Origin of the sequence: Halodesulfovibrio sp. (genome assembly GCF_025210605.1) — a bacterium.
Classification (GTDB): Bacteria; Desulfobacterota; Desulfovibrionia; order Desulfovibrionales; family Desulfovibrionaceae; genus Halodesulfovibrio.
In genome coordinates this window covers 183577-204483 of record NZ_JAOARI010000013.1, presented here as the reverse complement: position 1 = coordinate 204483, position 20907 = coordinate 183577, and the positions used below count along the sequence as shown (strand labels likewise).

General features: G+C 46.1%; 18 protein-coding genes. 11 read left to right on the top strand and 7 right to left on the bottom strand.

Annotated features, from left to right (window positions below; all coding sequences use genetic code 11):
• Positions 1 to 4: 4 nt before the first annotated feature.
• The 7 genes from mraY to mraZ form a co-directional block, all read right to left on the bottom strand.
• Positions 5 to 1078 (bottom strand): phospho-N-acetylmuramoyl-pentapeptide-transferase, encoded by a 1074-nt coding sequence (gene mraY, locus N4A56_RS04960; protein ID WP_293670580.1) that lies wholly within the window; start codon positions 1076 to 1078, stop codon positions 5 to 7.
• Positions 1068 to 2510, bottom strand: a complete 1443-nt coding sequence (murF, locus tag N4A56_RS04955; protein WP_295545447.1) for a UDP-N-acetylmuramoyl-tripeptide--D-alanyl-D-alanine ligase — start codon at positions 2508 to 2510, stop codon at positions 1068 to 1070. The genes mraY and murF overlap by 11 nt, the downstream gene beginning before the upstream one ends.
• The gene (locus N4A56_RS04950; protein ID WP_295545445.1) at positions 2510 to 3955 is read right to left on the bottom strand and encodes a UDP-N-acetylmuramoyl-L-alanyl-D-glutamate--2,6-diaminopimelate ligase; all 1446 of its coding nucleotides are present in this window, start codon (positions 3953 to 3955) and stop codon (positions 2510 to 2512) included. The genes murF and N4A56_RS04950 overlap by 1 nt, the downstream gene beginning before the upstream one ends.
• A 1-nt stretch (position 3956) precedes the next feature.
• Positions 3957 to 5882 carry a penicillin-binding transpeptidase domain-containing protein gene (locus N4A56_RS04945; protein ID WP_295545443.1) on the bottom strand — a complete coding sequence of 642 codons (1926 nt, stop codon included), beginning with the start codon at positions 5880 to 5882 and terminating at the stop codon, positions 3957 to 3959.
• A gap of 102 nt (positions 5883 to 5984) precedes the next feature.
• Positions 5985 to 6278 (bottom strand): hypothetical protein, encoded by a 294-nt coding sequence (locus tag N4A56_RS04940; protein ID WP_293670574.1) that lies wholly within the window; start codon positions 6276 to 6278, stop codon positions 5985 to 5987.
• 10 nt (positions 6279 to 6288) lie between these two features.
• Positions 6289 to 7266, bottom strand: a complete 978-nt coding sequence (gene rsmH, locus N4A56_RS04935; protein ID WP_293670572.1) for a 16S rRNA (cytosine(1402)-N(4))-methyltransferase RsmH — start codon at positions 7264 to 7266, stop codon at positions 6289 to 6291.
• Between the two features lie 17 nt (positions 7267 to 7283).
• Entirely contained in the window at positions 7284 to 7733 is a 450-nt protein-coding gene (gene mraZ / locus N4A56_RS04930; RefSeq protein ID WP_293670570.1) for a division/cell wall cluster transcriptional repressor MraZ, read from the bottom strand.
• Positions 7734 to 7888: 155 nt separating this feature from the next.
• On the opposite strand from mraZ, the gene pyk reads away from it, so the two are divergent.
• The 11 genes from pyk (at position 7889) to N4A56_RS04875 (ending at position 20736) form a co-directional block, all read left to right on the top strand.
• Positions 7889 to 9301: a pyruvate kinase gene (gene pyk / locus N4A56_RS04925; protein WP_293670568.1), complete on the top strand. Its 1413-nt coding sequence runs from the start codon at positions 7889 to 7891 to the stop codon at positions 9299 to 9301.
• Between the two features lie 2 nt (positions 9302 to 9303).
• Positions 9304 to 10302, top strand: a complete 999-nt coding sequence (locus tag N4A56_RS04920) for an HD domain-containing phosphohydrolase (protein WP_293670567.1) — start codon at positions 9304 to 9306, stop codon at positions 10300 to 10302.
• A 178-nt stretch (positions 10303 to 10480) separates the two neighbouring features.
• Complete coding sequence (locus N4A56_RS04915) at positions 10481 to 11719, top strand: efflux RND transporter periplasmic adaptor subunit (RefSeq protein ID WP_293670565.1); 1239 nt, start codon at positions 10481 to 10483, stop codon at positions 11717 to 11719.
• A gap of 4 nt (positions 11720 to 11723) precedes the next feature.
• Entirely contained in the window at positions 11724 to 12467 is a 744-nt protein-coding gene (locus N4A56_RS04910; RefSeq protein ID WP_295545439.1) for an ABC transporter ATP-binding protein, read from the top strand.
• Between the two features lie 14 nt (positions 12468 to 12481).
• Positions 12482 to 13402 (top strand): glycine betaine ABC transporter substrate-binding protein, encoded by a 921-nt coding sequence (locus tag N4A56_RS04905; protein WP_293670561.1) that lies wholly within the window; start codon positions 12482 to 12484, stop codon positions 13400 to 13402.
• Between the two features lie 221 nt (positions 13403 to 13623).
• On the top strand, positions 13624 to 13791 hold the full coding sequence (locus tag N4A56_RS04900; protein ID WP_293670559.1) for a symporter small accessory protein: 168 nt from the start codon (positions 13624 to 13626) through the stop codon (positions 13789 to 13791).
• Positions 13792 to 13805: 14 nt separating this feature from the next.
• Positions 13806 to 15401, top strand: a complete 1596-nt coding sequence (locus tag N4A56_RS04895) for a sodium:solute symporter family protein (RefSeq protein ID WP_295545437.1) — start codon at positions 13806 to 13808, stop codon at positions 15399 to 15401.
• A 687-nt stretch (positions 15402 to 16088) separates the two neighbouring features.
• Positions 16089 to 16250, top strand: coding sequence for a symporter small accessory protein (locus N4A56_RS04890; protein WP_293670555.1), 162 nt, complete (start codon positions 16089 to 16091; stop codon positions 16248 to 16250).
• Between the two features lie 14 nt (positions 16251 to 16264).
• Positions 16265 to 17869 carry a sodium:solute symporter family protein gene (locus N4A56_RS04885; protein ID WP_295545435.1) on the top strand — a complete coding sequence of 535 codons (1605 nt, stop codon included), beginning with the start codon at positions 16265 to 16267 and terminating at the stop codon, positions 17867 to 17869.
• A 390-nt stretch (positions 17870 to 18259) separates the two neighbouring features.
• Positions 18260 to 19516, top strand: a complete 1257-nt coding sequence (locus N4A56_RS04880; protein WP_295545433.1) for an ABC transporter permease — start codon at positions 18260 to 18262, stop codon at positions 19514 to 19516.
• Positions 19516 to 20736 carry an ABC transporter permease gene (locus N4A56_RS04875; protein ID WP_295545430.1) on the top strand — a complete coding sequence of 407 codons (1221 nt, stop codon included), beginning with the start codon at positions 19516 to 19518 and terminating at the stop codon, positions 20734 to 20736. Before N4A56_RS04880 ends, N4A56_RS04875 begins: the two co-directional genes overlap by 1 nt.
• Positions 20737 to 20907: the final 171 nt, after the last annotated feature.

Sequence of the window (20907 nt, the reverse complement as noted above, 5' to 3'; positions counted from 1 at the left end):
ACTCCTAACGCAATTTGAGAACACTGAGAGCCATTACACCGAGCAGGATTGATATAATCCAAAAACGGATAATGACTTTAGATTCCGGAATACCACTTATTTCAAAGTGGTGATGGATAGGCGCCATCTTGAATATTCGTTTTTTGCGCAACTTGTAGGAACCTACCTGAAGAATGACCGACAGGGTTTCCACAACAAACAAGCCGCCAACGACAACCATCATCAGTTCCTGCTTACAGAGCACTGAAATGAACCCAAGAGTACCGCCAAGAGAAAGTGAACCTACATCACCCATAAACACCTGTGCTGGATACGCGTTGAACCACAGGAAACCCAGCCCTGCGCCAACAAGTGCCCCGCAAAATACGGTAACTTCACCTACACCGGGAACCGCTGCGACCTGCAAATACTGCGAAAGTGCGGCGTGACCGGCAACATAAATGAATACCCCGTAGACAAGTGTAGTGACGACAACCGGCACGATAGCAAGACCATCCATACCGTCTGTCAGATTCACACCGTTTGATGAGCCGATAATAACCAGCATGGCAAACGGAATATAAAAGAATCCCAGATCAGGACTCACATTTTTGAAGAGTGGAACATACAGTTCCGTTGAATATGCAGGGAGCTGTACTAACAGGTACAGCGCTACTGCCGAAATACCTATTTGTCCAAGAAACTTGGCACGGGCAGAAAGTCCCTGATTTTCTTTGCGACGCAGTTTCGTATAGTCATCCACAAACCCTACAAGCGCAAAGCCTGTGTATACAAGCAAAGTAAGCCACACATAGGGGTTACTCAAATCACACCAGAGTAATGTGCTTGTAATAAGTGAAAATGCAATCAAAATGCCGCCCATTGTAGGCGTACCGGCTTTATTGGTATGACAGGCTACTTCTGACTGAATATACTGTCCGCATTTAATTTTTTTAAGCCAGTTAATAAAATAAGGACCAAGAGCAATTGAAAGTACAAGCGCCGTCAACAACGCTCCAACAGTTCGAAACGATATGTATTTAAATACATTCAAAAAGCTCAGGTCTGAACTGAGCGGGTAAAGCAGATTATAAAGCACCAGTTATCCCCGTTGTTCTGCTAGGACAAAAGCTGTCGCAGAACACAGAAACAAAACGCTCCAACTTATTACCACGGGAACCTTTGAATAAAATGGTTCCGTCGTTTACACAGAGCGTTTTGCACAGGTTAAGAAATTGCTGCGGTGTTTCCACACAGTGGAATTCCCCGGTAAAGTCGGTCTCATTAAGACCATCTTTCACCGCAGTGCTATTTTTGCCAATCCAGCACACAACATCAGCCTTAGATTCAGTAATCTTTTTGCCAATATCATTATGTGCCTCATAAGCCTGCTCCCCCAGTTCCAGCATTTCACCCAACACCAGAACAAGCGGCTTATCTTCTGCCAGTTCAGCAGCTGTTTCCAGCGCACGGGCACAAGATAATGGATTCGAGTTGTAACAGTCGTCAATGACAAGCCAGTTACCGCGTTGCGAACAATTAAATCGTTTTTCCGGCAACGTCGCCTGCTCGAATCCCTGAATAATTTCTTTGGACGTAAGTCCCATAATATCCGCTGCTGCTGCCGCCGCTATAACATTTTCAGCGGCAAAAGCGCCTCTAAACGGCGCAGTGACATCAAATTCTTTTCCGCAAAGGTTTACGTGATATTTCCCCTGCACTTCTGACACTGCACCTGCATATTCAGCGTAGTATGCACATTCAGGATCTTTAATGCTGAAATACCGCATTTCATCGAATTTTCTGTCACATGCTTCCAGCAGATCAGGATAATCTACGGAAACGAGTCCGACACCACCCTGCTGAATATATTTAAGAAGCTGCGATTTATAGTGAGAAACACCCTTGTCACCCAGTCCTTCTGTGTGACCTTCTCCCACGTTTACAATAATCCCCAGATCAGGACGCAGAATAGCGCCAAGCTCATCCATATCGTGCGGCTGGCTGATACCTGCTTCCATAACCCAATATTTTTCATCACCAGTTGCTCCAAGTATGGATACTGGCAAGCCAATCTGGTTATTCAAGTTCAAATGGTTACGTGCTGTTTCGCCACGAACGGAAAGAATTTCTGCAAGCAGCTCTTTTACGGTAGTTTTTCCCGCCGTACCTGTGATGCCGGTGACAATAGCTCGTGTAAGCTGGCGATAATGAGTTGCCAGCTTGCCCAACGCAGCAACACAATCCTGTACCATAAGCAATGGTACGCCACCGTCACAACACTCCATCCCCATCATTTCATCCATGGAAAACGGAGGTCGTTCTGCAACAATACCGCATGCGCCACGTTCTAACGCCGCCTTAGCAAAGTTATGACCATCAAATCGCTCGCCTGAAATACAAAAGAACAATTCTCCACGCTTAAGCACGCGGCTGTCAGTCTGTATACCAAGAGGTGCCAGTTCTCCAGCATCACCAAGAAAACCTACTGCCCCCATTGCGCTTTGAATCTGATCGAGCGTTAACTTCACTAGAGCAACTCCTTCAGGATTGCCTGATCGCTGAATGGTACTTTTTTAGTGCCAAGAACCTGATAGTCTTCATGCCCTTTACCGGCAACAAGAATGCAGTCACCAGGTTTTGCAATGGATACTGCAAGCTCAATCGCTTTTTTACGATCGACCTCTACAAGCACTTCCTTACAATCAGCAAGCCCCGGCTTCACATCTTCAAGAATAGCGTCAGGATTTTCTGTACGCGGGTTATCAGATGTAAGCACCGCAACATCAGTTCCTTTTGCTACTGCTTCCCCCATAAGAGGACGCTTAGTACGGTCACGGTCTCCGCCGCAACCGAACACAGTAATAATGCGTTCAAATCCTGTTTTGCGTAATGCAGACAGTACATTCACTAACGCATCAGGGGTATGTGCATAATCAACAAACGCGTAAATGCCTTTAGTAGTCGGGATACGTTCAAGACGTCCACAAACTCCGGTATAGCCGGAAAGGCTCTGCATTTGCTGTATGGTAAGCCCCATTCCCACCCCTACAGCCATAGCTGCAAGCAGGTTGGAGGCATTATGCGTACCTACCATCGGTGACGTAATATTCCACTCCTGCCCTTCAAAAGACATATGGAGTTTCAAGCCATCCACTGTGGATTCAAGAATCTCACCACGCAGGACACGGCAGCCTTCTACATCAGCACCAGTCAGCGTAAAACCGATACCGTTGGAAAGCTCTGGAAGCAAACGCTTGCCGTAGGCATCGTCAAGGTTGACTACGCCCAGCTTGGCTACATCAGGAACAGTGGTGAACAACTTTTTCTTTGCATCAAAATACGTTTCCATATCACCATGGTAGTCCAGATGATCCTGCGTTACGTTTGTAAGCACACCACCGGCAAAACGGATTCCGGCAGTTCTGTTCTGGTCAAGCGCATGTGAAGAAACTTCCATGAATGCATTTTCAACCCCCGCCGCTTCCATACGGGAAAGCAGGGAATGCAACTTAAGGCAATCCGGTGTTGTCATGTTGGCAACAATTTCTGTACCCGGCCAGCGATATGCAACCGTGCCGATAACACCAGTTTTGCGACCTGCCTCAGCAAAAAGGTATTCTAAGATACTGGTAACGGTTGTTTTGCCGTTTGTGCCAGTAACACCTACAAGCTGTAGATTAAGATTGGCAGTGCCAAAACGGGCAGATGCCAGTCTGCCAAGAGTTTCTTTTGTATTTTCTGTAACAACAAACACTGCATCTACAGGGTTTGCTGGAATATTTTCTTCGCTGCACACAATGTATGCTGCACCATTTTCAATGGCGTTCTCGATAAATTTCCCGCCATCCACAGTAGCGCCGGGAAGCGCAACAAAGACGTCTCCCTGTTTTACTTTGCGGGAATCAATATGCAGAGTGAGCAAGCCAGTCGCAACCTGCTGCTCAAGCTGTTCCATAGGTATAGTCTGCGCCATATTATGATTGCTCCGATAGCCAGAGTATATATTGCTGTTTAGCACCGGCAGACCACTTTGCGCCTGCTGCCGGTTTTTGTTTTTTCACAAAAGCACCACTCCCCTGTACAGAAGGAATAATGCCCTGACGAGCATAAATTTCCATTGCAAAACGTACCGACTTACCCCGTAAATCAGGAACTGATTCCCCAGAAATCTGTGGTTTGCCACCTACATCAAAACGTCGTTCACCATATGTCGGTTTCCGTTTTGCCGGTGCTGTTGTTGCAAACAGACGGGACTGCTCAGAGTCGGGCAATGTGCCATTGAGAGCCATGTACCGCATTGCGATCTCTTTAAACGCTGGCGCGGCAACCTTGCTCCCGTAATAGTTTTTGGCGGGTTCATCAACAACAACTAATGTGATGAACCTCGGATTCTGTGCCGGAACCAGCCCGACAAATGACGAAGTATACTTGCCGCCATAGCCGCCGCTGCGGGATGCTTTTTGCGCTGTCCCAGTTTTTCCGCCGATAGAAACACCAGATATGGCAGCACTTTTTCCTGTGCCATGTTCCACAACATCCTGCATCATCGCGAGTACATTCCGTGCTGTTTCTTCGGAAAAAATCCGTTGCGAACGTTCTTTTTGCACATTTTCAGCTAATGAAAAATTTTTTACCAGTCGAAGCGGTTTTCGAACGCCACCATTAGCGAGCGCCAAATAGGCTTCTGCCAATTGCGGCATGGTTGCCGAAAAGCCCTGACCAAAAGCTGCGTTGGCAAGGTCAACCTGCGTCCACCGTTTCAGCGGACGAAGAATCCCCGACGACTGTCCTGCCAGCGGTAAAGGAGATTTTTTGCCAAATCCCAACCGCACCAAATAGTCTCTATACTTGGTTGCGCCAAGATCAAGCCCTATTTTTGCGGTACCAATATTACTAGAGTAGGAAAGTACTTTTTTTGCTGTCAGCCACTGCAATTTTTTCGTGTCACGGATTCGGACGTTATGCAAACGCCATCTTCCGTTTTCACAAAAAACCAGCGTATCAGGCTCAATAATATTTTCTTCAAGTGCTGCTGCCATCAAAAATGGTTTGATGGTTGATCCCATTTCAAAGGCATCCTGAGCAATTCTATCGCGACGCTGGCTGGATGAATATTGTCCGAATACGTTCGGGTTAAACATCGGCGCCTGTGCCCACGCAAGAACATCCCCGCTGGCAACATCTACAACCATTGCGCCGCCCCACTTCGCATCGTAGGCATTAACAGCGTATTGTACTGCCTGTTCAGCAAAGAACTGCACTTCCGAATCAATAGTCAGGCTAATATCATCGCCCTGAAGAGGCGTTGTTTCTTCTGCGCCCTGCAAAAAGAGCCTGCGCCCTGCGGCATCGCGCTGCACAACAAATTTAGAGGAAGAACCGGTGAGGGTTTTATTGAACGCGTATTCGATACCGGCAAGACCTTTTTCATCAATGCCAACATAGCCAAGCAAGTTGCCGCTCAACATTTTGTTCGGATAAACCCGCCCAAACTCAGTCTGGAGGTAGACACCTTTCAGCCCCTGCTTTTTGATTGCAGCTGCTGCGCGGTCATCAATCTTTCGTTTTATCCAGACAAAGTTGCGACCTTTTCTGATTTTCTTCCGAATAAACTTGGGATCAACACCAAGAATACCTGCAAGACGCACAGAAACTGTATACGGACTTTCCACTTCGTATGGACGCACAAACACAGATTTAATGGCAAGTGTTGATGCCAAGACTCTGTTGTCTCTATCAAGAATCTTTCCGCGACGTCCTGTCACCAGCTCCGACGTCAGATGCTGGCGCAGTGCCCGTCGTCCCAGTTCTTGCGGATCGACAACTTGCAAGCTGAAAGCTCTTCCCCACAGGGAGCACCATAATATCGCAATGAATGCAGCAACACACAGAAAACGCACACGACTCCAGTCCCGCCCTTTAAAAACGGATTCACGTTTCTTTACGTTTCTTTTTGTTCTGGAATTCGTTTTTTCCGCGCTGCCTTGACCACAGTCACTCCATTATTCCTTAACAGGTGTTTCAGCCATCCGGCGTATTTGCCCGACCTGAGCAGCTTGCATCCCAAGTCGAGCGGCTTCTTTCTTTAATCGGTACGGAGACAACAAATTATCCCGCTCAAGCTGAAGTCTGGCTGTATGTGCTTTCTTTTTGTTGACGCTTACTTGAAGCTCTTTAAGGGCATACCCCATATTCACCTGCTCAATATTCAACCACACAGTGGTTAAACACAACGCCAGTGTGAGTACTCCAGAAAGAATCAATGCAAGAATCCACACATCAATCTTTTTTGCCATCGGCTTCCCGCTACAATTTTTCAACCACGCGCAATTTTGCACTTGAAGAACGAGAGTTGATTTTAAGCTCTTCCGCACTTGCGGTAACTGGCTTTCGGGTTATCAACGTAACATTCGGGGTATGATTACAAACACAAACAGGAATCTGTTTTGGGCAAATGCATCCGGTAGATTCTTCTTTGAACATGCGCTTTACCATACGGTCTTCCAAGGAGTGGAAGGTGATTACAGCAAGGCGACCACCCGGGCGCAAGTGATCCAAAATGCGCTTCAAAAATGCTTCCAGCTCTTCTAACTCACTGTTAACCACCATGCGCAATGCTTGGAATGTGCGTGTTGCAGGGTGGTTTCTGGATTTAGCGCGCCACTTAGCCGGATACGCTTTTTCAACAATTGATGCCAACTGCGTTGTTGTTTCAATAGGTGATACGGAACGGGCTTCGAGAATTGCTTTTGCAATACGTCCGCACATAGGGTCTTCACCGTATCGACCAATAATAAATTTTAATTTTTCATACGACGCTTTGTTAACGATAGAGCTTGCAGGCGGCATACCACCGGAAGGGTCCATCCGCATATCAAGCGGACCTTCAGTTTTAAAACTGAAACCTCGTTCCGGCTGATCGATCTGCATTGACGAAACACCGATATCAATAAGTGCACCATCAAGCTCATCCCAGTTGACATCCCGCAAAACCATTTCAAATTCGCTGAATCTGGCGTGGGCTGTTACAACATTATCGCCAAACGGCTCAAGACGCTTTCGAGCGCGCTCAAGCGTTTCTAAATCTCTATCGATACCGAGAAGATGCGCTTTACCATCTGCTTTTTTCAACAAAGCTTCACTGTGCCCTGCAAGCCCCAGTGTTCCGTCTAAATAGTATCCACCGGGTTTAGGGTCGAGGTAGTCTATCACTTCGTTCAGCAGTACGGAGACATGATCGTCCCACATTTGCTGGTCTTGTGCGCTATCCTGTTCGGAAGTCATTACTGGTCACCTTATTCCTAAATCGGAAAATCAATTCCGCTTTCTGTTAATTCGTCAGCCACGTCGTCGAAATCGAGAGCCATAAGTTCTTCGAAGCGGGTTTTATCCCAAATCTCAAATTTACTTCCCTGTCCGACAAGCACGATTTCTTTCTGAAGCCCACCATACGAGACATGGTCAGCAGGAAGCCTGATGCGTCCCTGCTTGTCCACAACAATTTCTTCGGCTCCGCCAATAACGAGTCTTCGGAAATGACGCAACTTAAGAGATGGATTTTTTAATCGATGGAATTTTTGCTCGAACTCTTCCCAATCAGGCAATGGAAACCCCATTACGCACCTATCATAGGTGGTAAGGACAAGTTTCCCGCCTTCCGAGCGAGAGAGAAGGATGTCCCTAAAGGCAGTGGGCAGCATTACTCTGCTTTTGTTATCGAGACTTCGGTGGGATCGGCCTCTGAAATACATACGTCACCTCTACCACCTTTTACCACACTTTACCACCCCAACCATTATAAGAAAGGCGTGCGTCTGAAGTTGTAAAGGGGCGTATTCAAACTAAAACCGGTTTCACATATCAATATGCCTTGACAATATGTTGTAAATCACAAAATATCCTTATCATGAGAACTAAAATTATTGCCACCATTGGTCCGGCCAGTAACTCAAGACAGAAATTGTCTGAACTTATTGAAGCCGGTGTACGTATTTTCAGGCTTAACTTCTCACATGGCGATGCAACCATGTTTGAAGGTCTTATTGCACTTATCCGCGAACTCGAAGCAGAGTACGATACTCCTATTACAATTCTTCAGGACCTCTCCGGCCCTAAGATGCGTATCGGTCAGCTCAGTGAAGATAGCTACACACTGAAAAAACATGATCGTCTCGTTCTCGGCCCTTCAGGTACCGAACACGTGCGTCAACTTCCTTTCATCCCGTTTGATGTTCCTGAGATCATGGAAACTCTGGAAATCGGCGACAAAATTGTTCTCGCAGACGGCGTACTTCCGTTCCGCGTAACAGAAAAACTCGACCTCGGTGCATTCGAGATTGAGTGTCGCAACGATGGCTTCCTGACTTCCCGTAAAGGTCTTGCTCTTCCGGGTAAACCAATCAACCTTCCGGCTATGACCGAAAAAGATCAGAAAGATCTTCGCGACGGTCTGCGTCTCGGTGTTGATGCTTGTGCTCTCTCCTTTGTTCAGACTCCTGCTGACATTGAAGTTGCACGTAAAATTATCCTCGAAGCCGGTAAAAACATTCCTATCATCGCTAAGCTCGAGCGTCAGAACTCTGTTACTAACCTCGAAGCTATTCTCGATGTTACTGACATCATCATGGTTGCTCGTGGTGACCTTGGTGTTGAATGTCCGCTTCCACAGCTTCCAGCTATGCAGAAACGCATCATCGAAGCATGTAACCGCGCAGGCAAACCAGTTATCGTTGCAACCCAGATGCTTCTGTCCATGGTGAACAACCCTGTTCCTACCCGTGCAGAAACAACTGACGTAGCAAACGCTGTACTCGACGGTACTGACTGTCTCATGCTTTCAGAAGAAACTGCTATGGGTAACTTCCCTGTGCAGACTGTGAAATACATGACCAAAATCGCGCAGGAAGCAGAAAAGTACTACTTTGAGCAGGAACGTGACATGACTCCAAGCAAAGGTCAGTCTACTCCGGACTTCCTTGCATACTCTGCATGTCTCATGGCTGAAAAAGTAGAAGCTAAAGCTCTTGTATGTCATTCCAACAGCGGTGCATCTGCTCGTCTTATGTCCGCACGTCGTCCAGACCAGCTCGTTCACGCGCTTACACCGGACGAAGCTGTTCGCCGTGCATTGAACTTCTCATGGGGTGTTGTAACCGACCCTGTTGACAAATCTATTGAAGCCCACCTACAACGGGCTGAAACATTTGTTGAAACATCCCCTGAATTCCGTGCCGGTGACCGCGTTGTTATTACAGCAGGTCAGCCTAAACCGGGAGGACAAGCCAGGGGAACAAACCTGGTGAAAATCTACCATAAGTAAGTATGACAACTGATCAATCCGCTGCTTCCGAAAGCTTTAGAGAAGCGTATTACCAGATAGCTAAAACTATTCTGGACAGCTTCCCAAAGTACAGACCGCCACTGGATCTGTTTGTGTTTAAGGATGAGTCTGCTACACTTGAACCTTACTGTCGTAAGGGTGCAAGGCTCTCTAATGAGCAGGTAGATGAAGTCCAGACCCTTTGTTCCAATGGCGACCTGTTCGTTGCCCGAGCTGACCATGCGGTATACTTTAAGCATATTGTCAAACAGCTTGACCTTGTGCTTATTGATGAGAACTTGAAAGATACAGAAATCGCTGAAGTAATAATTCAGGCGTTAACCATCCGCCTTGATGAGTTCATTGACCAGCCTGTGCGCCCAGTGTTTGAAGCACTATATCAGGATGTAATGGTCTTCACCGAGTTTCTGAGTAAGGACAAGTTCCGCATGAAGCTTTTTATGCGTCGCATATCAACGGAAGAGCATAGGCTTAGTACGCATTCTCTTAACACGACTATCGCAGGTCTTTGGTTGTTCTTTGAAACCCGCAAGGATTTCAAACGCAGAGAACTTGATAAAATCACGCTGGCGCTGTTGCTGCACGATATAGGAATGTCTAAAGTACCTTCCTTTATCCTGACCAAAACAGAGCCGCTGAAGCATGATGAACGTGCTAAGATTCTTGAGCACTCCCTTCAGGGAGGCAAGATTGTACATAAGCTCGGTTTTGCTTTCGATGAAATGGTGCAGGCAATTATGCAGCACCATGAACGGTTGGATGGATCTGGTTACCCTAACAGACTCAAAGGTGACGACATTGGTTGGCTTGGTAGAGTAACTGCTGTGGCTGACTCCTTCAGCGCCATGATTACAAAACGTACATACGCTGAAGCAATACCACCTGCCGAAGCTGCTTTAGCCCTGCAAAAGGATGAAAAGCGCTACGACAGCAAGTATACATCATTGCTCAACGCAGCATACGCAACCAACCTGTTTTAGCGTCGCCGCTATTACGCCCATAAAAGACCACTGCCTTGCAGTGGTCTTTTTTTATACCTTCTCCCGAACTTTCTTAAATCCATGTATTTTTATTCAGATTTTTCTTCTCTAGAATAGCTATCACGTTTGCACCTAGCGTACAGTTGAGTACCCTTTACCTCCAGAAGGATACTCTTGCATGCGAAAACAATCTGCCTTTATCCTCATCGTGCTCGTTACCATACTGCTCATTTCTGGAACAGTGTGGTACTTTGTAGTGCAACAGGACGCAGATGGAGCAAAGGTTCTTGAAATCGCCAAAGCACAAAAAGGAAGCGTTGCCGTTCAGCTGCAATCCACTGGAATTATCCAAGCTCAAGTTGGTGCAATTGTTAAAACAGGTACGCGTGCTACTGGTGTGATAGAACGAATGCTCGTGCGTGTTGGAGACAGGGTCGAAAAAGGTATTTTAATCGCCAAAATAGACGATAGAGAACAACGCGCAAACTACGTAGCACAAGAAGCAGCGCTCAGGCAGGCACAAGCACAACTGGAAAATGTTAACAAAACATATCCCATTCAGATAGATCAGGCTCAGGCGACTCTTGACGGCTCGCTAGCGCAACGCCGCTTCACATATCTCACATGGCAACGACGTATTGCCCTTGTTGCAACAGGAGTGCTTGAGCAATCTTCACTAGATGAAGCCTATCAGGACTACGTTGTGGCAGCCACACAGGCAAAATCGAACAAAGATGCTTTGCGGTTGCTGGAAGAAAATTACATTACAGACGTCATTAACGCCGTAGAGGCTGTAGTTTCTGCACAGGCAGAGCTGGACAACGCTAGCATTCAAATCAGCTATACAGAAATTTATGCACCAATCGACGGGCTGGTCAGTCAGGTTACAGCGCAAGAAGGCGAAACTGTAGTTGCAGGATTACAAGTAGCTAACCTGATTACAATTTTAGACCCTACTCGCCTTGAAATGCTTATTTACGTCGATGAAACCGATGTGGGAACCGTCACACGGGGAATGCCAGTTAACTTTACCGTTGATGCCTACCCTAGCGTTATTTTCAGAGGAAGTGTGTCAAAAATATATCCTGAAGCTGTCATCCAAGATAATATTGTATACTATCAAGCACTGGTTCCTCTTAAGCCTAAAACAGCTATCCAGCTCAGACCGCAAATGACAACTCAGTGTTCTATTATCACAAAAGAAATAGATAGCGTTCTGGTAGTACCCAACAACGCCATCAAGTGGGTGGATGGCAAACAATATGTATACATCGTGGATGAAAATAATCGCGCAACCCCAGTTTCACCAGAATTCGGAACAATGGGAGCTAACAATACAGAGGTATTATCGGGCATTAATAACGGTGACCTAGTCGCAACACGGCTTATCCTGCCAAGCAATCAATCTAAAGAGTAGCAGAATGAGCAAGCCAGTTATCGAAACAAAAGGATTAACAAGAACCTTTTCGCAAGGTGGGCTGACTATCAATGCCGTAAAACCACTTGATATGGTCATTGACCATGGCGAGCTGGTTGCAATCCAAGGTACTTCGGGTTCGGGAAAATCTACGCTCCTGCATCTTCTCGCCCTGCTAGACCGTCCTACTGCTGGCTCATACTTTCTTGATGGTACGGATACAGCACAAATGTCAGATAATGAACAAAGCGATGCCAGAAACAGACTTACTGGCATTGTTTTTCAAAATTTTTATCTCATTCCCTACGCAACGGCAGCGGAGAATGTTATGCTTCCCGGTCTCTACCGCAAAGGCAAACAAACACGCCTCCGCCAACGGGCAGAGGAATTACTCGATTCCGTAGGATTGCGAGACCGTATGGATTTTAAACCGTCAAGCTTGTCCGGCGGACAGCAACAACGTGTCGCGCTAGCACGTGCGCTCTTCAATAATCCGCCATTACTGTTGGCAGATGAACCCACAGGACAGCTTGACACAAACACAAGTAACGAAATTCTCGATCTGTTTGAGAAAATCAACAACACAGGCAAAACTATTATTTTAGTCACTCATGACCCGCTCACCGCCGACTGTGCCAAGCGCCGCATCGTGTTTAAAGACGGTGAAGTAGCAACTGACGAAAAACAGCAACCTGTCCGTACAAAAAAACATACCGCTTCGGACAAACAGAAGACTATGCACCAATAAGCGAGGAGAACACTATGCGTAAAAAATTCGCGGCTCTTTTGTTTGCGTTTGCATTCGCGTTTATCTGCCATCCAGCAACGGTTAATGCCAAGCCGATAACATTCATCGTTCCGCCATGGGCAGGCGGTATGGTTAAGGCACAAATTGCTATGCAGGTACTTGAGGCAATTGGTTTTCCCACAGCTATGACCACAGAAGAACCCGAAAAGGCGTATAGATCTCTTGAAAACGGTGATGCAGATGTTTTCATGAGTGCGTGGCTTCCCTTACATAAATTAATGCTGCTCCCTTTGCTTGAAGAAAAAGTTGTTCATATTGCCGGAGTTAACGTAGCCAATGCCCGCACAGGACTATGCATTCCCGACTACGTTGACCCAAAGGTGAAATCTATTGCAGACCTTGCTCCCAATGCCGAAAAATTTGGTTCTGTAATCTATAACCTCGAAGCTGGTTCAGGATTGTACAACATTGTCGATCAATTAATTCTTGATGATTTTGAAGGACTCGGCAGCTGGAAGCAGCAAGGCGAACCAATTGATGCCCTGTTCAAACAAGTACTTAAATCTTTTAAAGAAAAACAATGGATTGTTTTCGGATGCTGGCAACCGCACTGGACAAACGTAACTCTCGATATGCGGTATCTGGATGGCGTAAAAGGTTCTGGCATACTGATCGCTGAAAACTCTATCAATACTGTCATCAGACCAAAGATTAAAAAGCAATATCCAGACCCGTACTTGTTCCTTTCACGCATCAACGTCGACAAAAAGACCCAAGGTAAGTGGACATACGATGTTGCAATAAAAGAACAAACACCTGAAGAAACCGCAACTGAATGGATTAAAGGACACCTTGATGTGGTTCGCCAATGGGTTGGCAATATTAAGGCGGCAAATGGTCAGCGAGCCGCAGATGTTCTGGAAACAAAATTTTAATTTCAAACTAAACTTGACATTTTTGTCTAACCACATTTAGGTTGGCTTCATGAACAAACTCAACACCAACTTCCTTTTTGCGTTTTTTGGTTTCCGCGGCATTCAGGCCTGCGGATCGGTTGAGTGTGTTCAAACGTAACACAATATAATTCTATACACCGATGAAACCGCAGGCGAAAGCCTGCGGTTTTTTTTTGCACGTAATTACAAGGAGAACAGATATGTTACTTGGACTCGGAAGCATTGAAACCGCGTTACCTTACTGGCTTTGTATCCTCTCAACCATAGGCTGTATTGCTTACGGAATTAAGAACTGGAACAACGCAGGCGAGCCGGACACCATCACGGCAGAAGTTGAATCAATAGTGTGTGATAACACAAAGCAATAAGAGAGGAACTTGACGTGGCCGCCAAACTTATCACCGCAATGCTGTACTTTGCAGCTGTATTCTACTTGGGTTGGAAGGGTTGGAAAGAAACAAAAGGCGCTAGCGACTACATGCTTGCAGGTCGTTCTGTTAACCCGTTTATTATGGCTATGTCATATGGTGCAACATTTGTGTCCACTTCTGCCATCATCGGTTTTGGTGGCGTTGCGGCAATGTTCGGCATGCCTCTGCTGTGGCTTGCATTTCTTACTATTTTTGTCGGCGTTTTCATCGCTATGGTGTTTCTTGGAAAACGAACTCGCCGCATGGGGCTAACACTCAACTGTCACACATTTCCGGAACTTCTTGGTAAGCGCTATAATTCCAAGTTCGTACAGTCCTTTTCCGGCGGTATTATCTTTTTCTTTATTCCTGTTTATGCAGCAGCAGTGCTCACTGGTATCTGCCGTATGACAGAGGTATCACTCGGTCTGCCGTATGAATGGATGCTTATCGGAATAACCGCAATTCTGTCTTTGTACGTAATTACCGGCGGCATGAAAGCTGTAATGTACACGGATGCATTTCAGGGAACCATTATGGCTGCCATGATGCTCTTCCTGCTTGGCTACACCTACTACCTGCTCGGTGGTGTTATTCCGGCACATGAAAAACTCACAGCCATGTCCCATCTTATGCCACAGGCTTTACAAAAAGGTGGCATCTTGGGTTGGACACAAGGCTCCGCACAGGGCACTCCGCTTTGGCTTGTTATTTATACAACACTTGTCTACGGCGTCGGCATAGGCGTACTAGCACAGCCGCAACTTGCTGTGCGCTTCATGACTGTTTCCAGCGACAGAGAATTAAACCGTGCAGTTCTCTATGGCGCAATTTTTCTTCTGCTCACAGTATTCGTTATCTTCGTTGTAGGTGCGCTTTCTAATGCAATTTTCTTCGAACAGTTTGGCAAAATCAGTATCCAAATGGCAGGTGGTAACCTTGATAAAATAATCCCTGTCTTCATTGAAGGCATCATGCCGCCTTGGTTCTCCACAGCATTCTTGCTCGCCATGTTCGCCGCAGCAATGTCTACTCTTTCAAGCCAGTTCCATATTGGTGGAACCTCACTTGCCTACGATGTCTCACAGGTAGTTATGCCCACCAAACGGGATACCAAACAAGTAAACCAGCTTGGGATTATTGCAACAATTCTTGCGACACTGGTATGGGCATGGTTGTTGCCGCCTTCCATTGTGGCGCGTGCAACAGCTTTCTTCTTCGGACTTACCGGAGCCGCATTCCTCCCAGCGTACGTTTTCGGGCTTTACTGGAAAGGCATGACCAAAACAGGAGCCAAAACGTCCATGGTCGGTGGATTCACCGTTTCCATGCTCTGGATGCTTTTCATCCACAAAAAAGAAGCGGTATCAATCGGACTTTGCAAAACTATCTTTGGAAAAGTCACCCTTGTGGCAGATGCAGCACCCGGTAGCACAATGTTTCTACTCCAGTGGGTAGACCCCAACGTAGTGGCATTGCCCGTGGCTATCACAATTGCTGTAGTCGTTAGCCTTGTATCCCGAAGCCTTGCAGAAGATCATATTCAGCTCTGCTGGCAAAATACGTAAAGGAAAATATGTTCGTGAACCTACCCGCATGGAGGTGGCATCGCCCCCTCAAGGGAACAAGAGTTCAACCAAGAGTACTTATTCCAACACAATTCGCGAGATCACTTACGACTAACTTGCGCTGCTCTGTAACCACAGAGCAGCCGCCCTACTAATTTTAATAAACGTCAAACCAACGCTTACCGCTTGTATCTACTGTATTCGGTAATGCTTTCTTTATATTCAAAGTAAAGGGTTGTTCTGCACACATAGAACAACCCTTTACTTTTTAAGGATATCGCTTCTCGCGGCTTCCAAGGTCTTACAAAAAAGATTTCTTTGCCCTTGAAAGTCTTTGGATATTTTTACGAACCTTTCTTCGAGAAAGGTTCATAAAGTCCCGCTGGCAAGCGCCGCCGGAGGCTTCCTCCCGCGCCTTCCTTTCACTTTTCATTTTCGACTATATCGAAAAAAATGCCATTTTCTACTTTATCGAACTTGACATTTTTGTATCATAGCGAGTAGAAGAGACTCCATGAACACAATCAACCGCCATATGAACAGCTATTTTTACGCATATTATGGTTACCGCGTCTCAATGACCTGCGGATCGGTTGAGTGTGTTTGACAGTACACAACGATACAAAACGTATACCGAAAAAACCGCAGGTGAGAGCCTGCGGTTTTTTTTATTATAAGGAGAATAGTATGCTATTAGGTCTCGGAAGCATTGAAACTGCGTTGCCTTACTGGCTGTGCATCATATCAACAATTGGCTGTGTTGTTTACGGCATTACAAACTGGAACAACGCTGGAACGCCGGACAACGTAAATATAGAATCGCTAGTGCAGGAAAGCACTGACAACTAGCAGGAGAATACGACATGGTCATCAAACTGATAACATCACTGCTCTACTTTGGAATTGTCTTCTACTTGGGATGGAAAGGATGGAAAGAAACGAAGAACGCCGGAGACTACATGCTCGCCGGACGTTCCGTGAATCCATTTGTTATGGCTATGTCGTATGGCGCTACCTTTATTTCCACTTCAGCTATCATCGGATTCGGTGGTGTAGCTGCAATGTTCGGTATGTCACTCCTTTGGTTGGCATTCTTAAATATTTTTGTCGGCATTTTCCTCGCCATGGTTTTTCTAGGTAAACGAACCCGTCGCATGGGATTGGTGCTTAACTGTCATACCTTCCCAGAACTACTTGGCAAACGCTACAATTCAAAATTTATCCAAGGATTTTCCGGCGGAATTATCTTTTTCTTTATTCCCGTTTACGCAGCAGCTGTCCTGACAGGTATTTGTCGTATGACAGAAGTATCCCTCGGATTACCATACGAATGGATGCTTATCGGCATTACTGCAATCTTATCCCTGTACGTTATTACCGGCGGCATGAAAGCTGTTATGTACACGGATGCTTTTCAAGGAACAATCATGGTCGGCATGATGGTCTTTTTGCTTGGCTACACCTACTACCTGCTCGGTGGTGTTATTCCCGCTCATGAAACTCTTACTTCCATGGCGCACTTGGTTCCCGACTCACTGCAAAAAGGCGGAATCCTCGGCTGGACTCAAGGAACTGAGACAGGCTCACCACTCTGGCTCGTTATCTACACAACCATTGTCTACGGTGTTGGCATAGGTGTACTTGCGCAGCCACAGCTTGCTGTACGCTTTATGACTGTTTCCAGCGACAAAGAATTAAACCGTGCTGTGCTCTACGGTTCCGTTTTTATCCTGCTGACCATTGGGGTCATCTACGTAGTAGGTGCACTTTCAAACGCAATTTTCTTTAACCAGTTTGGCAAAATAAGCATTCAGATGGCTGGCGGCAACCTTGATAAAATTGTTCCCGTCTTTATCGAAAAAGTTATGCCGCCATGGTTCTCTGCCATGTTTCTGCTTGCTATGTTTGCCGCAGCCATGTCCACACTTTCCAGCCAGTTCCACATTGGCGGAACCTCTCTTGCGCATGATGTCTCCCGAACAATTATGCGTAGTAGAAACACACTGAGTGTCCCATCCATCAACCAGCTCGGTATTGTTGCTACCATTATTGCTACTCTTGTGTGGGCGTGGCTGCTTCCTCCTTCCATTGTTGCACGCGCAACCGCGTTCTTCTTTGGATTAAGCGGCGCAACATTTTTACCAGCATACGTTCTTGGTCTTTACTGGAAAGGCATCACAAAAACAGGTGCAAAAATGTCCATCGTCGGTGGTTTTACTATCTCTATGTTGTGGATGCTGTTTATCCACAAAAAAGAAGCTGCTGCCATCGGGCTTTGCCAGACTCTTTTTGGCAAGGTAACTCTTGTTGCTGATGCAGCACCGGGTAGCACTATGTTTCTCCTTCAGTGGGTTGACCCAAATGTTGTTGCTCTGCCGATATCCATCGCACTGGCTGTCGGAGTAAGCCTTTTCTCCCGAAGTCTTGCTAAGGACCATATTCAGCTTTGCTGGCAGAACTGTTCGTAATCTATGCGACAACATGTGCATAAAGGTGAAACACAACGTATTCTTCAATATAACCTGTCTGGTCAAAAGAGCCGTATGGTGTGCAGTTGAGCCAGCCTCACTCAACACAAACAATACTACAGAAACATTCCTGCATTTTGTTTCTGTATTGGTTGAAAAACATCCCAGCTTTGCTCTCCTGCGGATATGATGGGCAGTGCTTATCATCTAAACATTGTACCCTCTTTTGACACCTCCCTGCGTCCGGTTTCTTAATCAGCAAAGAAAACCGGACGCTTTTTTATATTCAGGTCAGTAGCGGCATTATTTTAGATTGATACCTCTAACGCACTGTTAAATTTATACGTAATCGCTCTTGTTCGTACATTCATCTGCGCTACAATAAAATGAATGAAACTCGAAGATGTTAGATCACATTTAGCCCACTTTGGCAGAACAGGACTCTTAGCGCTGCAAGCACTCTGGGCGTACAAAATTCGTTCGCTCTTTGTCATAGTGTCTGTCTCGCTTGGAATTGCTTCCCTTACTGTCATCATTGCCGCACACGACGGAGCCAATCAAAAAGCAGAAGAATTAACTGAATCCTTTGGACCGGATGCCGTTCTCGTTCTTGGCGGCGATATTTTCAACCGTCCTGTAGGGCAACGTACACTCACACTCTCATGGAGTGACCTGAAAAACATCAGGCAATCATTACCCGGAACATACCTTGTCATCCCGCTTCGTTCTGTAGCAGGTAAGACGCTTCGATATAAAAATAAAAATTGGAACGTTGCGCGAATAATCGGCTCATCAGCCAATTACAGTGAAGCATGGAACTGGCCGCTTATTTCCGGACGGGATTTTACGGAGCAAGACGTAACACGGGCATTAAAAGTATGCCTTATCGGCGAAACCGTCGCTAAGGCCTTGTTTACCAAAGGCGAAAGCCCCATCAGCAAAACTATTTTTGTGGGATCAATTCCATTTACAGTAATTGGAGAGCTTTCCTACAGAGGATATTCAGGTGGCGGTGGTTCCAGTCTTGATGACCGCATCATCATCCCGCTTACAACTATGGCGCAACGATTCGGTGTGAACAGACAATACTTCAGAGGACTTCGAATCAAATATATTGATGCTGAAAACATGCGCGCTAACGTAGAAAACCTTACGAGCTACTTGCGAAAACTTCACAATCTTGCCCCTAGTGATCCTGATGACTTCACCATTCTCACCGCAGAAGAAGTCCAGCAATTTTTATCTATTATCAAAGGCGGACTGACTATATTTCTTGGCGTTACAGCAGTTACGGCAATGCTCGTCGGCGGTTTTGTTCTGGCAAATTTATTCTATCTTTCGGTATCTGAACGAACACTAGAGATAGGACTCAAACGCGCCATTGGGGCAAGCAAAGGCGCAATAATCAGACAATTTTTGCTCGAAGCTATTCTTTTAACAATTTTAGGAGGGTTACTTGGAATCGCACTGGGGCTTGCGCTAGCACAGGCACTTTTCATTTTTAATCTTATTGAAATACGGCTTTCCCTAAAAATGTTTGTATCTGCTCTTGGGGCGGCTATGACCGTGGGATTAATTTTTGGGTTAAGTCCGGCACGACAGGCAGCAGACCTTGACCCGATACGTGCGCTACGCGGAGACGGGTAATGTTAAGTTATTTACGCATTGCCCTGCGTTCACTGGCTGCCCACAAATTACGCTCTGCACTTGCCATGCTTGGTGTATTTCTTGGCACATTAGCGCTCACAGGAGTCATCCATGTTTCAGAAGCACTAAAAGAACAGGCACGGCTGGAAACAGAAAAATTAGGTCCCAACCTGTTAGTGGCTCTTGCAGGTCAACCTACGTTCAGGCGGAGCGGTTCAATACGGTATGGGGGAGTAATTACCACCTTCAAGCAGGATGATGCTGATGCTCTGCTAAAAAACAACCCCTTTGTAAAAGAAGGAACCCCCTTTGTTACCAAAAATTTAAAAATCAGCTACCGCCGCAACCTTGTTTCATCACAACTTATTGCAGCAAATGCTAATTTTCCTTCTGTCCGTGCAGCTACAGTTGCATACGGACGTTTTTTTACACAGCAAGAAGTCGAACAACGAGCAAAAGTCTGTGTGCTGGGATACACCATCGCCAATCAGCTATTTGCAAACCATACGCAGGCTCTCGGAAAAATCATACGCTACGGACTCACAAACTTACAGGTCATAGGTGTGATGCCAAAAAGAGGACGTGACCTCGCTGGTACAGACCAAGACGAGCAAGTGTTTGTTCCCATTACAACGTATATGCGAAGAATGTCGAATCAGGATTGGGTATCCGGTGTCTTTATGACGCTATACACGGACAAGGCAGAAGAAGAAGCAAAACAATCATCCATCGACATTATGCGACGACAACATAAAATACAGCCAACAGAAAAAGATGACTTTCTAGTGCTGGCTGCAAAGGATGTTTCCAAGCTAAAAACGCAAGCATTAGAGCTGGTATGGATTCTCGGAATCATGAGTTCGTCTATATCTTTTTCAGTCGGCGCAATGGGAATTTTATCTATCATGATTTTGCTCGTGCAAACCCGTAAGTTAGAAATCGGCGTCCGGCGCGCCATTGGTGCCCGCCGCAGCGCAATCATGTCCCAATTTTTATTAGAATCGAGTCTACTCTCAGGCATAGGTGGAACGTTAGGTGCACTTATCGCCATCGTTCTTATAACAATAATCTACTACACCGCGGGGTATCCGTTCATATATGATCCGCTTCTCATAGCAGTAGTCAGCCTTGGCTCCTGCCTGCTTGGCATCTTTGCGGGAGCCTACCCTGCATGGGTTGCTTCAAATGTGGATGTGCTGGACGTATTGCGCAATCGCTGATGTCACCAACCATCTCGTATCGTCACCCCAGCGAGCTACCTCAAAAATCCTTTGATATTCATACAAACAAATTCTAGCCTTTTCCGATAGTTAGGTTTATTTGCCAAAGACTGCTTATTGTTGTGCCACACATAGTCCTCTGCACAAAATACCAGCCAGAGTATGCGGCAC